This is a genomic window from Mycobacterium numidiamassiliense (genome assembly GCF_900157365.1).
Classification (GTDB): Bacteria; Actinomycetota; Actinomycetes; order Mycobacteriales; family Mycobacteriaceae; genus Mycobacterium; species Mycobacterium numidiamassiliense.
Window position 1 is genome coordinate 114,533 of sequence record NZ_FUEZ01000004.1, and the last position, 12,802, is coordinate 127,334.

The window sequence follows — 12,802 nt, forward strand, 5'->3', positions numbered from 1 at the left end:
TCCTCTTCCTGCGACGCCGGCCGGGCCGGCGGGTTCCCTACAGTTCGGTGGTCGACGTCGCCGCCGGCCGGGTCGGTGTCGGTGTCGGTGTGTCGGTCGTGGCCGGCGCGGTCGCGGTGGCCGGCGGATGCTCCCAGCCTAGAAAGCTCGGGCCGCTTACGGTGGCGATGTGCTGAATCTGCCCGTCGAGCAGGGCCTTGCCGTGGCCCAGGCCAAGCGCATGACGATCGGTGAAAATGCCGATATCTCCCGGTATGACCTGCACCGGGTCGAGCGGACTACTGACCGTGGTCCCCGGTGCGGGGATCGTAATTCCCTGCTGGGCGAAGGCATCTGCGATCGGCACCCCACCGGCCGCGGCTTTGATCGCCGCGGCGAGTTGCGGACTGGCGGCCGTCACGGTCTCGCCGTCGGGCAGCGTCACCGCGGTCGGGCCCGATGGCGGCGCCTCGTGGCTCTGCGCCGACGTGTCCTCGTCGTGGTGCTCGTCGTCTTTCGCGTGGTCGGGTTCATCGCCTGAGGCATCGGGGTCGTTGGAGTCCGGCGGCCCGTTGTCGTCCAGCCCCGACCAGGACGGATCGCCACCCTCTTGCCGTCCGGACGCCGGTAACCCACCCGGCGCCCCCCAACCGCCCATCGTGCCCACACCTGGCAGTGGCACCCCGCCCAGATTGGGAATGCTTGGCGTCGTCGGCGTGATCGGAACCGACGAGCCCGCCGCCGGGTCCTGTGCCGGGTCGCCGTTCAGCAGCGCCGGGTCCTCCGCCAGCAGCGAATCCAGCAGCGGATCACCGCCCGCATCGGCCGGGGCCGCCGGCAGCGGGGCGGTCGCATTGACGGGTGCGGTAACCGGGGTCGCCGCGGGCCGGGTCTCGCCGAGTCCGCTTGTCGAGGCGTCATACAGCGATGTCCATGCGGCCATCAGCGCCGACTTCGACGTGTCATCCAGACTTGCGGTCATCACCACCGCGCGGATGTCCCGGAGCTTGCCGATGAGAAACCGTTGGAAATCCCGGGCACCCACCGGGGTGTCCAAATCGGATCGCGTCTGCACCGCCGCCTCGGTTTCGCGCTGCAACGCGGTCAGCGCTTCCCTACCCTCGACGGTTTTCAGATGGGCGTTCATGATCGCCGAAATCACTTGCAGGTCGAGTTGTGAGCTTGCTGAATTCTGATGTGCCAGAGCGACTTCAGCGCCAGCTATGGCTTCGGCGGCGGCGCCTTCCTCGTCACCCGATACACCTGTGCCTTCCGGTTTCGCCCGTGCATCGAACAGGTCGGGATGTTGTTGACGAATCTTGGTCGAGATCGCGGCGAGGTTGTTTCCATGGGTAGCAGGGGTGACCACGGCCGTTAGCTCATTCGGTGTCAGCCCGGCCTGCCATGCGTTCGGATCGCCAGTGCGGTCACGCACAACCCTTACCGTGGCAAGTAGCTCGTCATACATCGACATCGGCTAGACAAGCAACGCTGCGCCCGAGTGCGGGCGTGGTCGCGACCCCTCCATGCCGGGTGACAGTACTTTGCCGCATTCTCGTCGACAATTCACTTCGCGGTGGGTGTGGGGAAATCTCTCGCCCGGCCGCCGGCTAGCCGCCAGGCACGACGTACTGCTCCCGGAGGCTTTGCAGCACAGCTGCTTTCGCACTGTCCATTTGGTGAGCAGCTGCCACGACTGCCGCGATCTCCCGCTGCTTGGCGATCAGGAACTTCTGAAACTCGCGTGCTCCCATCGGCGTATCCGCTGCGAGCGCAGCATGATTCGGTACGGCACGATCGATTTCCTCGGCGATCGCGTCCAGTCGCCTGATGCTCTCGCGGATCGCGGCATGAGCGCTGGCAATCACTTCCGACAGCACCCGATCGGCGTCGGCCACCGAGCCATGCTGGCTCGCCAACGCTGATTGCCGCGCCCGGATGGCGGCTAACGACGCTTGTTCCGACATGGCCTCAACCTATTCATCGTTACTTCTCATATCGGCCGGCGAATCGCGACGTTGCCGCCGAGCGGACTGATCCGCACCGAGGCCCCCGAGTAGGGCGCTTCGACGACCAGATTGTTGCCGATGGCCAGTTGCACATGTCCGGAGTGCGGGAAGACGAGGTCGCCCGGCCGAACTTGCGAACGCGGGACCGGGATCCCGTCGTTGATCTGCTGATACGTGGTGCGGTCCAGGTGGAGGCCCGCCTGCGCGTAGGCCCATTGGACCAGCCCGGAGCAATCGAACTGATCGGGACCCGTCGCACCCCAGACATACGGACGGCCCAGGCGCGACAACGCCGCGCGCACCGCGATCCCGGCACGACTGCTCGGCAACGGCAGCCGCAAACCGGCTAACGCGGACCCGTGGTGGTGCAACATCCGGTAGCGCAACGCCCGCAGCGCCGTCGCACGCCGGCGGGCGCGCAACCTGGCCACCAGGACGTGCGTCCGTTGCGCGCGCAGCCTCTCAACACGACGACGTACAGCCTCGCGCTGGGCCATCGGTGTCGTCGGGGCAGCGACGGCATCGGCGCGGGCCTCGTCCAGGACGCTCTTGGTCAGCGCGTGCGCCTGGGCCCGGTCGTGATGAGCACCGTCGATAACGCGGGCCGCGGCGGCATCCGTGCGATCTGCCGACGACAGCGCTTCCCGGCCGTGGTCCGCCCAGCGTTGGTAATCAGCTTGTTCCACAGCACTATTCAGCACGCCTGCGCGACGCAGATATGCACCGTGGTGTGCGCCGTTGAGTGGCGGACGGGGAGGGTTGCCGGCGAACAATTCGTGTGCGCGGCTCAACGCCTCGACATCGCTTTCGATCACGCGTCCCCCTCGCCACTGTCCCCGTCACTGCCATCCTCGGCCGTCGCCTCGACCCCGTCGGCGAATGCCCGAACGCGGGGGAGCGCTCCGGCGGGGATGACGCCGCGATTTCGCATGTCCCACATCTCGTCACTGCTCACACCGAGCAGGGCCGCGATGATCGCATCCGGCAACGACGACTGGGCGCACGCCCGGTCGAACCGCGCGCTCAGGCTGGTGGGCATCCGCTCCAGCAGGGCGGTGCGCGTTGCCTCCAGCGCCCGCAGATGCTGCATCAGGCGCCCCGTCGAATCGGCGCCGGCGTTCACCGCCACCCGCCAGGAGCTGGCCGCAAGCATCTCGGCCTTCACGCACTGTGCGATCACAGAGAGAATATACGTCTCGTATTCGTTTGATGTTGTCGCAGGCAATCTATCGATGACTGATTTGAGGGCATCGAGCTGCGCTTCGGCGTAGCCCTCGAGCACGTCGGTGTCGCTGTGACGGTCGACGACCACCGCCCCGGCGGGCCGAGCGGACATGGTCACCGGTGGCTGTGCGGCGATCAACCGGGCCAGCTCGGCATCGGGATCGGCGGCCACCAGCAGTCGCGAATACGTGCCGGGGGGCAAACCCAGGCCGTTCTCAACCTTCTGAACTGTGCTTTTGTGGGGCTTGCGGGCGCCGCGCTCCAGATAGCTCAGTCCCATGATGCTGACGCCGGTCGCGGCGGCGAGCTCGGCTAGCGACCAGTCCCGCGACTCACGCAACGCACGGATCGCCGCACCAGCCGATTCACGGCTCACCGCAGGCTCCGGCCATGGGCCGGATATTACACAGGGGGTACGCCTTGTCAGCGGATATACGTTTTTGTCACGTTTCTCTTGCGCACGTCCCAAGATTGTGTATACGCTTCTGTCTACGTTTCAATGCCGACAAGGAGACCGAGATGGGACACCCCTGCGCAGCCAACCCGGAACTGTGGTTCGGCTATCCCGATGACGACGAGGGTGACGGGGCGGCCAAGGCGCGTGCCTACGAGCGATCCGCCACCGAGGCCCGCGTCGAATGCCTGCGCCGGTGCCCGTTGGCGCAACAGCGCCGGTGTGCGCAGTACGCCATCGCGCACCGCGAGGAGTACGGCGTCTGGGCCGGCGTCAAGCTTCCCGGTGGCCAGTACCGCAAGCGCCACCAGCTCGCCCGGGCCCACGACATATTGCGCCGCATCGCCGCGGGTGAGATCAGCTCAAGGCAGCTGCCCGAGAACGCGGCGCTCCTGGCGCGCCGCGAACACGAGGCCATCCCGGCCCCCGCAATGGTGTTGCACCTGCCGATGGCACAGATTGGCCCGCGTTCTGCCGCCTGACAGCGCGTCCGGACACGGTGAACGTTTGTTCACTGAGCTGACGGGGTAGTCGTGGTCGGCAAGGACCGCGACCGCTGACCCAAAGGCACAGCAATGACGTTCGACCTGACACCGACGGCAGCCCAGCACGACCTTGCCCGACGGACACACGAGTTCGCCGAATCCGTGATACGCCCGGTTGCACTCGACTACGACCAGCGCCAGGAGTTTCCCTGGCCGGTGCTCGAGGAGGCCGCCCAACGCGGGTTCTACAGTCCGCTGTTCTACCGCGATCTGATCGGTGACCCGACCGGGATGTCGCTGCCCATGTTCATGGAGGAACTGTTCTGGGGTTGTGCGGGAATCGGTTTGGCGATCGTCATGCCGGCACTCGCGCTGTCGGCGATTGGCCAGGCGGCGTCCCCGGAACAGATGCTCGAGTGGGCACCCGAATGCTTCGGCACCCCGGGCGATCTCAAGCTTGCCGCACTGGCTATTTCCGAACCCGAGGGCGGCAGCGACGTACGCAATCTGCGCACCCGCGCCCGCCGCGACGGCGACGACTGGATCATCGACGGCCACAAGATGTGGATCGGCAACGGCGGCATCGCCAACGTCCATGTGGTCAATGCGGTGGTCGACGAAGAGCTGGGCCACCGCGGCCAGGCGCTGTTTGTGGTACCGGGCGGCACCCCCGGCCTCGAACTGGTTCGCAAACTGGACAAGCTGGGCTGCCGGGCATCTCACACCGCGGAGCTACGATTCAACGGCGTGCGCGTGCCGAACGCCAATCTGCTTGGCGGACAAGAGAAACTCGAGCACAAGCTCGCCAAAGCCCGCGAACTGGTGGCCGGCGGACAGCGCTCCGGCTCGGCGACCCTGGGCACCTTCGAGCAGACCCGTCCGATGGTCGCCGCCCAAGCGATCGGCATCGCGCGGGCGGCGCTGGAGTACGCGACGGCATATGCCACCGAGCGGGAGGCGTTCGGCGGGCCCATCATCGACAACCAGGGGATCGCGTTTCCGCTGGCCGACCTGGCCACCCAGATCGACGCCGCCCGGCTGCTGACCTGGCGTGCCTCCTGGATGGCAGCCAACGAAGTCCCATTCGAGCGAGGCGAAGGTTCGATGGCCAAACTCGCCGCCAGCGAGGTTGCCATCAAGGCCACCGAACGCGCCATCCAGACCATGGGCGGCTGGGGCTACATCACCGACCACCCGGTCGAGAAGTGGTACCGAGATGCCAAGCTGTACACCATCTTTGAGGGAACCAGCGAGATCCAGCGGATGGTCATCTCGAACGCGCTGGGCGCGGCGGTGGGCACTCCGCCGCTGCACGTGGTGCTCGAGCCGTCCGGCGGTCCGTTGAACCGGATCTTCGGACGGGGCGCACCGCTGCGTTCCCGCGCTGCGGATGCCGCGCTGTCGGTGAAGGACCAAATTCCGGAGCCGATCATGCGGGTGGCCATGCAGGTGCTACGCCCGCCGGGCCGGTAGTCCGTCTCGACGGCACCCCGGTCCCGGGTAGTGTCGCGATATCGGCGCCTCAGGCCCGCGCCAAGAGTGGACGATGAGCAACCTCGAGACCGCACCCACCGAAGTCGCCTGCGCCGCAACGTCGGTCGCCGGCATCGAAGTGCTGTCTCCGCGCGAGGTTCCGCTGGGCGGCCCGGGGGCGATGCCGGTGCAACGCACCGGTGTCGGTTCCGGGGGCCGCGGTGCGGGTGTTTCTCGGCGAACTGGCCGGCAGCCGCTCGCCAGTGCACACGTTCACCCCGTTGGGCGCCCAAATCGATCTCGACGCGAAGGCTGCGGTGAACATCGACGTCGACCCGGCGTTCGAACACGGTGTGCTCTGCGATGTGGGCACGGTGGAGATGAGGGGGACGACCCTGTCCGTCGCCGAGCTCGGGTATCAAAGCCCGGGCAGCTCCGCGCTGCGCCTGCGCAACGTCGGGGACCGGCCGGCCAGGGTCGTGCTGCTGGGCGGCACACCGTTTACCGAAGAGCTTTTGATGTGGTGGAACTTCGTCGCGCGCAGCCACGACGAAATCGTCCGCTATCGGCAACTCTGGCAGGACGCCGACGAACGCTTCGGCGCCGTCGCCGGATATCGGGGCCCGGTCACCCGACTGTCCGCCCCGCCGCTACCGACCACCCGGCTGCTACCCAATCAGCCACACACAGAAGGGAATCCAACATGACCACCGATAAGACCGGCGCCGAAACCACCGTCACCGCTGGGCATCAGACCTACACCATTGCCGTCGACGGGAAACCCGCAGGCCACGCTGACTTTCTCGACCGTGGCGACCAGCGGGTCTTTTACCACACCGTGGTAGATCCGGAATTCGGCGGCCGCGGCCTGGCAACCATCCTCCTGAAGGAGGCGCTCGACGCCGCCCGGGGCGCCGGCAAGCGGATCGTCCCGGTGTGCTCCATGGTCGAGACGGTCCTCCAGAAGCATCCCGAATACGAGGACATCACCGACCCGGTCACGCCCGAAATCGTCAGCTGGACGCAAAGCCAGCCGACCACCTGAGGAGCCGCGGAAGGCGTGGCCGGCAGCCCGGCTGTCGCTGCTGCGATGTAATACCGGCCAATCGGGTCGACACGCCCCACTTTTCAGCAACTCGTGGCGAACCCGACGTCGGGTGTCGCAGCGGCGTAGCGCCCGTCCATGGCCGGTCCGCCGCTCTCGCCGGGCCTACTCGCACCGACCCTTGGTGGGAGCAAATCGCCAGCTTGCAGCCCACCTTGGTGGGTTGCGTGTCCCCACGCCGGGTGGCTCCGGAGGCAGGTTTGTCGGGAGTAACGCCATTTCCCAGCTAACTCACAGTCTTAGTGAGCAAAATTATTGACACTGAGCGCCCACCGGCCCCCGTAGCATTGCGTTTGTTTGCCGTTTACCGATGGCCCGCGCATGGGAATGCTCGACCGGAGGGAATGACATGGACTTCGCGATGCTGCCGCCAGAGATCAACTCTGCGCGGATGTATACCGGCGCCGGCTCAGGTCCGCTGCTGGCGGCAGCGTCGGCTTGGGAGGGGCTGGCCGCCGAGCTGCATTCGGCGGCCAGTTCGTATCAGTCCGCAATCTCAGGCCTGACGGCCGGTCCATGGCTGGGGCCCGCCTCGGCAACGATGGCTTCCGCGGCCGCTCCCTATATTGCCTGGATGAGAACCGCCGCCGCGCAGGCGGAACAAACGGCCAACCAGGCGATCGCGGCGGCCACCGCGTACGAGGCCGCGTTCGCCGCAACCGTGCCGCCGCCCGTCGTCGCGGCCAACCGCAGCCTGCTGGCGGCGTTGATCGCGACAAACCTTTTCGGGCAGAACACCTCGGCGATCGCGACCACCGAGACGCAGTACTCCGAGATGTGGGCGCAAGACGCCGGGGCCATGCAGAGCTACGCGGGCGCGTCGGCTGCGGCCACCAGGCTGGACGCATTCAGCACGCCTTCTTCGACCACCGACTCCGGCGGCACGACGGCGCAGGCGGCCGCGGTGTCTCGGGCGACGGGGACCTCCGCCGGCAATGCGCAACAGAGCGTCTCGTCGGCGGTGCCCAACGCGTTGACCAATCTCGCGGCCCCCGCGGCCCCCGCGGCGACCGCGGCACCCCTGTCGGCGATGGACGAGCTGAATTTCGTGGCAGACCTGAGCTCGGTTTTCGTCGACCCGACGGGAACCGCCCTCAGTACGGTGTCTCTTCCCTATGACGTTGTGGGTGCCCTGACCGGTTTCCACACCGACGACATCGTCAGTGGCTGGGCGGGAATCCAGTCCTGGCCCGGCTATGCACCGATACCTCCGTCGTCGTTTCCGGTGATCAACAGCCTCGGCTCGCCAGCAGCGACATTGGCCGACTCGACGTCGGTCGGCAGGTTGTCGGTGCCGGCAACGTGGGCCGCGGCCGCGCCGGAGTTTCGCCTCAGCGCGGTCGCATTACCCACCACGACGGTCGCGGCCGCCGCGGAAGCCTCGGCGGCTGGCGGCGCGGGCAACCTGTTCAGCCAGATGGCCCTGGCCAGCATGGCTGGGCGCGCAATGGCAGGCACCACCGGTGGCGGGGGTGCAGGCGTGCGGGAGCGGATGGGGCTGGCACTGGGCAAGCCCGGGAAATCGACGCAGGATGAGTCGGAAGAAGCGACGGAAGCGGCTGCGGGCGGCCCGATTACGGGCATCTCCGCAGAGCTGCGCGAATTGTTCTCCCTGCGCGACGCCGGAATTCTCACCGACGAGGAGTTCGCCGAGCAGAAGCGGCGCCTGCTGCCGAGCTGATCCCGGCGGCGTCGTCACGGCGCCGGCAGTTTCACCACGCGGTTGCCGGTGTAGTCGGTGACGAAGAGATTGCCGGCGTTATCCACCGCCACGCCGCTGGGGTGTTCGAGGCCGGTTATCGGAATCATCGCCTGATGGTTCGACCCAGCCGCCAGCTCCAGCACCCGGTTGCCGGTGTAGTCGGTGACGAAAACATCGCCCGCACCGTCCACCGCCACGCCGCTGGGGTCGCCGGGGGTAAAGAGTCCGGTGAACGGCAGCACCTCCTGCCGGCCTGACTTGGGCGGCATTTTCAGGACCTGGCTGTTGCCCGAGTCGGTGACGTAGATGCTGCCGGCGGCATCCAAGCCCACCCCTTCCGGGCCGGCGAGACCGGTGAACGGCATTTGCACCGGCTGGCGCGCCCCGGCCCCCAACTCCAGAACGCGGTCGTTACCGGTGTCGGCGACATAGACGGTCCCACTGGCATCAACCGCTACCCCCTGCGGCTTGTTGAGGCCGGTGAAGGGCAGCTCGGTCGGGGTGCTCGACCCGGCCGCCAGCTTCAGCACGATGTCGTCCCTGACCTCCGTGATGTAGAGGTTGCCCGCGGCGTCCGCCGCCACTCCCTCGGGGGCACGTAGGCCGGTGATCGGCAGCTGGATTGGGGTGCTCGCCCCGGCCGCCAGCTTCAGCACCCGATTGTTGTCGTCGTCGGCGATATAGAGGTTCCCGGCGGGATCCACCTCGACGTCGGCGGGATGGTTGAGACCGGTAAACGGCAGCGTAATTTCGGGGCCAAAGACGCGTATCCCGCGTTGGGGTCCGGTGGGCCGCGCGGCGTTAGAGCGGTCCTTACCCAGCTGGCTGGTGATGACAACGGCAGCGACGGCGGCTACCACCAACAGGACAGCGGCCGAGATCGCGATGCGTGGCCGCCGCCACCACGGGCGCCGAGGCGCGGAGTGGGCAGTGGGCGGAGATTGCTCGACGGGTGGTTCATCACCGTCTGGCTTCTCGGAGGTGCGGTGCCGCCCAGCCTGCTTGCCCTCCACCGGCTCACCATACCCAGCCGGACGCTTTGGGGGCATCCTTTGAACCTTGCCGCGCTAGGCCAAATGCGCACTGTCCTCGTGTAATTCGTCGCGCCGCAAGCTCATTGGGTTGATCGCCGAGACATCGCCGCCGGCGACCACCGCCCGGGTGATCGGGGTGAGCTCCCGAAATAGCGTCTCGACCTCATCGTCGCTGAGCGGATCGAGCGCCGAGAGGGCCAGCGCGTCCGTTGTCGCTTCGATGTGGTCCTTGAGCTGCTGGCCGGTGCTCGTCAGCGAACCGTCCTCGTTCAGCAGTCCGCGCTCGGCCAGGCGTTGTTCGTGATGACGCCAGGCCGCGTCGTCGTAATCGCGGGTGCGGGCGATGTAGTCGCGCGGGACCCGACCCGCCGCGGCGTGCAAGACGTTGGATTCTCGGCCCGAGACGCCGGCGGCGGCCAACAGCGCGACATGTGCGTCGCCGCGCTGCTCGCGCAGCAGCGTCGCGGCATGCCACAGCGCCGCCAGCGGATCGTCCGGCCACGGCAACGCCCGGTTCGCGGCGAACAGCGGACGCCCGTCCAGCGTCGCCTCGCGTGCTGCCTTGCCCGCTAATTCCGCTGCGGCACTGACCTTTTCGTCCGCAGTGAGGCCGTACCGGCGCAGCGCCGCGACCGCGGAGTCTTGCCGGGCGCCTAGCGCGGCGTCGGGTCCGGCGATCTGCCACGCCGACGGCAGCGCCTTGGCGACGCGTTCGGGGGCGAAGTTGTAGAAGATGGCGGTCACGACTTCGGGCGGCACCATGCCGAGCGGCGCCGAGCGGGCCGCGAAGTAGCCCATCCAGAAACCCCGGTAGCCCAGTCCGTCCAGGGCCGCCCGCGCCTCCGGCGCGAAATACGTCACGGCGTGTATCGGCTCAAACCGATCAAAGAAGCGGCGAGCCAGCCCGGATTCCCTGCGCACGAACGCAGTTAATCATGGACACCTTGCTACACAGGTCCGGGAAGTTCACCCAGGTCGGATAATTCGGCATGTAACCGGGCAACGGCGGATTGGTACTCGTCCTCGCCGAGCGTCTTCGCGTAGTAGCGCCCCACGTCGTCGCCCATCGCCACCGAGCCGCGATCGATCGTGACCTTGACTGTGTCGGCCATGCCTCAAGTTCTACCGCCGACCCTGAGGGGCGGGTAGTCGCCCGAACAGCGCCTCGTGGCGGCCACGCATGCGGTTCATCGAACCGCTTTTGGTGGGCGAAGGGGGACTTGAACCCCCACGTCCCGAAGGACACTGGCACCTGAAGCCAGCGCGTCTGCCATTCCGCCACTCGCCCGGGGAAAACAACCGATGGACCATATCACTTTAGTGGCCGCTCGCCCCAACCGCTGAGCCGGCCCAAACAACGGCTCGGGCGCCGGGCCGCCGGCTGGAGACCTCTTTGAACTGCGCGGATTTGATTCTCAGAATTCTCCCGGTGACGCCGCATCGCGGTATCCCGATACCATGCTGGGGTGATACGACACGCCGGCAAGCCCTTTGCCTTGCGCCGGCGATATACGGCGACAAGTGCGGGTGAGCGCTGACGCATGGGTAGCCAAAAAGGGCTGGCTGCGCGCATCGAACGCAAGCTCGAAGTAACCGTCGGCGACGCGTTTGCCCGACTATTCGGGGGATCGATCGTCCCCCAAGAGGTTGAAGCCCTATTGCGTCGGGAAGCCGAAGACGGTGTGCGGCCGCTGCAGGGAAATCGCCTTTTGGCGCCCAATGAATACATCATTACCCTCGGTGTGCACGACTTTGCGAAGGTAGGCGCCGATTCTGAGGTCTCGTCAGGCGCTTTCGCGCGGCACGTGGCTGACTATATCGATGAACAGGGGTGGCAAACGTATGGTGATGTGGTCGTCAGGTTCGAGCAGCTGCCGAACCTGCACACCGGCCAGTTCCGCGCCCGCGGGGCTGTCAACCCCGATGTCGAGCCCCGCCCGACGCTCGGCGATCTCGCCCGGCGACAATCAAATCAGGCGTTCAGCGCAGAACCAGGAGTACCACCAATGAGTGACAACCCGAGCTATCGCGGCGGTCCGGGGCAGGGGCGGCCGGGCGACGAGTACCCCGAGGACCGCTATGCGCGTCCACAAGACGACCGCGGTGGTCAGGACCCACAGGGCGGGCCGGAGGCACGCGGCGGATACCCGCCGGAGCAGGGCGGCTACCCACCCCAGGGCGGATATCCACCGCCTCGCCATCCCGAACAGGGTGGCTACCCCGAGCAGGGTGGCTACCCCGACCAGCGCGGCGGCTACCCCGAGCAGGGTGGCTACCCACCCCAGGGCGGATATCCCGAGCAGGGTGGCTACCCGCCCCCGGGCGGGTATCAGGCTCCCGGCGGCTACCCGCCTCCCGGTGGATACCAAGATCAGGGCCGCGGCTACCCCGACCAGCCGCAGGGCGGCTACCCGCCGTCGTATGAACAGCGTCCCCCCGCTGCCGGCGGCTACGGGGCCCAAGGCTACGACCAGGGCTACCGCCCGGGCGGCGGCTACGGCCCGCCCGGCGCCGGTCAACCTGGCGGCGGTCAGCCCGGCGGCGGTCAGCCCGGTTACGGCGGCTATGGCGAATACGGTCGCGGGCCCGCTCGTCAGGAGGAGGGCTACGCGCCCCCGCCGGCGACCGAACAGGCTCGACCGGCATACCCCGAGCAGGGTGCCGGGTATGAGCCGGGCGGCGGCTACGACCAGGGCTACCAGCAAGGCGGCCAGGGATACGGCCAGCAGGATTATGGCCAGTCGGGCGACTACACCCAGTACGCCGAGAGCGTTCCGGGCGGCTACCCCCCGCAAGGCGGCGGCTACCCCGAGACCGCACACCGCGACTACGAATACGGTCAGGCCGGCGACTACGCCGGGTCCGCCGAGTACGGCCAGCAGCCCGAGTACGGCCAGCAAGCTGATTACGGCCAGCAAGCGGGCGGAGGGTACGGCGGCTACAGCGGGTACGGATCCGCCGGCGCCAACGTCACCCTGCAGCTCGACGACGGCAGCGGCCGGACCTACCAGTTGCGCGAAGGTTCCAACATCGTGGGTCGCGGACAGGACGCCCAGTTCCGGCTGCCCGACACCGGCGTCTCCCGCCGTCACCTGGAGATCCGCTGGGACGGCCAGGTCGCGCTGCTCTCGGACCTCAACTCCACCAACGGCACAACCGTCAACAATGCGCCGATACAGGAGTGGCAGTTGGCCGACGGCGACGTCATCCGTCTGGGCCACTCAGAGATCATCGTTCGGATTCACTGACCGCACCGGGCTCAAAGCTGCCGTGCTTCGCCCCGCGTCGACCGCCGTCCAAGTATCGTGACGTTGCTGATGTGCTCGGAGTCACGGGC

12 protein-coding genes, 1 tRNA gene and 1 pseudogene are annotated in these 12,802 nt (G+C 67.5%); 6 read left to right on the top strand and 8 right to left on the bottom strand.

Annotated features, from left to right (window positions below; genetic code table 11):
• Nucleotides 1–37 precede the first annotated feature (37 nt).
• The 4 genes from MNAB215_RS08910 to MNAB215_RS08925 form a co-directional block, all read right to left on the bottom strand.
• Nucleotides 38–1,453: a DUF4226 domain-containing protein gene (locus MNAB215_RS08910; protein WP_077078592.1), complete on the bottom strand. Its 1,416-nt coding sequence runs from the start codon at nt 1,451–1,453 to the stop codon at nt 38–40.
• Between the two features lie 136 nt (nt 1,454–1,589).
• The gene (locus MNAB215_RS08915) at nt 1,590–1,946 is read right to left on the bottom strand and encodes a DUF4226 domain-containing protein (RefSeq protein ID WP_077078591.1); all 357 of its coding nucleotides are present in this window, start codon (nt 1,944–1,946) and stop codon (nt 1,590–1,592) included.
• A gap of 26 nt (nt 1,947–1,972) precedes the next feature.
• The gene (locus MNAB215_RS08920) at nt 1,973–2,803 is read right to left on the bottom strand and encodes a C40 family peptidase (protein ID WP_077078590.1); all 831 of its coding nucleotides are present in this window, start codon (nt 2,801–2,803) and stop codon (nt 1,973–1,975) included.
• Nucleotides 2,800–3,588 (bottom strand): helix-turn-helix domain-containing protein, encoded by a 789-nt coding sequence (locus MNAB215_RS08925; protein WP_077078589.1) that lies wholly within the window; start codon nt 3,586–3,588, stop codon nt 2,800–2,802. The genes MNAB215_RS08920 and MNAB215_RS08925 overlap by 4 nt, the downstream gene beginning before the upstream one ends.
• Nucleotides 3,589–3,731: 143 nt before the next feature.
• On the opposite strand from MNAB215_RS08925, the gene MNAB215_RS08930 reads away from it, so the two are divergent.
• From MNAB215_RS08930 to MNAB215_RS08950, 5 genes and pseudogenes are all read left to right on the top strand, one after another.
• Nucleotides 3,732–4,148, top strand: coding sequence for a WhiB family transcriptional regulator (locus MNAB215_RS08930; protein WP_077078588.1), 417 nt, complete (start codon nt 3,732–3,734; stop codon nt 4,146–4,148).
• 93 nt (nt 4,149–4,241) lie between these two features.
• Complete coding sequence (locus MNAB215_RS08935; RefSeq protein ID WP_077078587.1) at nt 4,242–5,624, top strand: acyl-CoA dehydrogenase family protein; 1,383 nt, start codon at nt 4,242–4,244, stop codon at nt 5,622–5,624.
• Between the two features lie 197 nt (nt 5,625–5,821).
• Nucleotides 5,822–6,331 (top strand): annotated as a pseudogene (locus MNAB215_RS08940) (pirin-like C-terminal cupin domain-containing protein); the annotation flags it as partial.
• Nucleotides 6,328–6,669: a GNAT family N-acetyltransferase gene (locus MNAB215_RS08945; RefSeq protein ID WP_077078586.1), complete on the top strand. Its 342-nt coding sequence runs from the start codon at nt 6,328–6,330 to the stop codon at nt 6,667–6,669. The pseudogene MNAB215_RS08940 and the gene MNAB215_RS08945, both read left to right, overlap by 4 nt.
• 409 nt (nt 6,670–7,078) lie before the next feature.
• Nucleotides 7,079–8,410, top strand: a complete 1,332-nt coding sequence (locus tag MNAB215_RS08950; RefSeq protein ID WP_077078585.1) for a PPE family protein, SVP subgroup — start codon at nt 7,079–7,081, stop codon at nt 8,408–8,410.
• Between the two features lie 14 nt (nt 8,411–8,424).
• Here the strand turns inward: MNAB215_RS08950 and MNAB215_RS08955 are convergent, their stop codons facing one another.
• The 4 genes from MNAB215_RS08955 to MNAB215_RS08965 form a co-directional block, all read right to left on the bottom strand.
• On the bottom strand, nt 8,425–9,480 hold the full coding sequence (locus MNAB215_RS08955) for an NHL repeat-containing protein (protein WP_083746072.1): 1,056 nt from the start codon (nt 9,478–9,480) through the stop codon (nt 8,425–8,427).
• A gap of 18 nt (nt 9,481–9,498) precedes the next feature.
• Nucleotides 9,499–10,386 carry an SCO6745 family protein gene (locus MNAB215_RS08960; RefSeq protein ID WP_077078583.1) on the bottom strand — a complete coding sequence of 296 codons (888 nt, stop codon included), beginning with the start codon at nt 10,384–10,386 and terminating at the stop codon, nt 9,499–9,501.
• A gap of 26 nt (nt 10,387–10,412) precedes the next feature.
• A complete protein-coding gene (locus tag MNAB215_RS29690) occupies nt 10,413–10,577 on the bottom strand; it encodes a hypothetical protein (RefSeq protein ID WP_165691553.1) in 165 nt (54 codons plus the stop codon).
• A gap of 90 nt (nt 10,578–10,667) precedes the next feature.
• Nucleotides 10,668–10,753: transfer RNA gene (locus MNAB215_RS08965), tRNA-Leu, on the bottom strand.
• Between the two features lie 253 nt (nt 10,754–11,006).
• Between MNAB215_RS08965 and MNAB215_RS08970 the strand changes: the two genes are divergently transcribed.
• Entirely contained in the window at nt 11,007–12,713 is a 1,707-nt protein-coding gene (locus MNAB215_RS08970; RefSeq protein ID WP_077078582.1) for an FHA domain-containing protein, read from the top strand.
• Nucleotides 12,714–12,802: the final 89 nt, after the last annotated feature.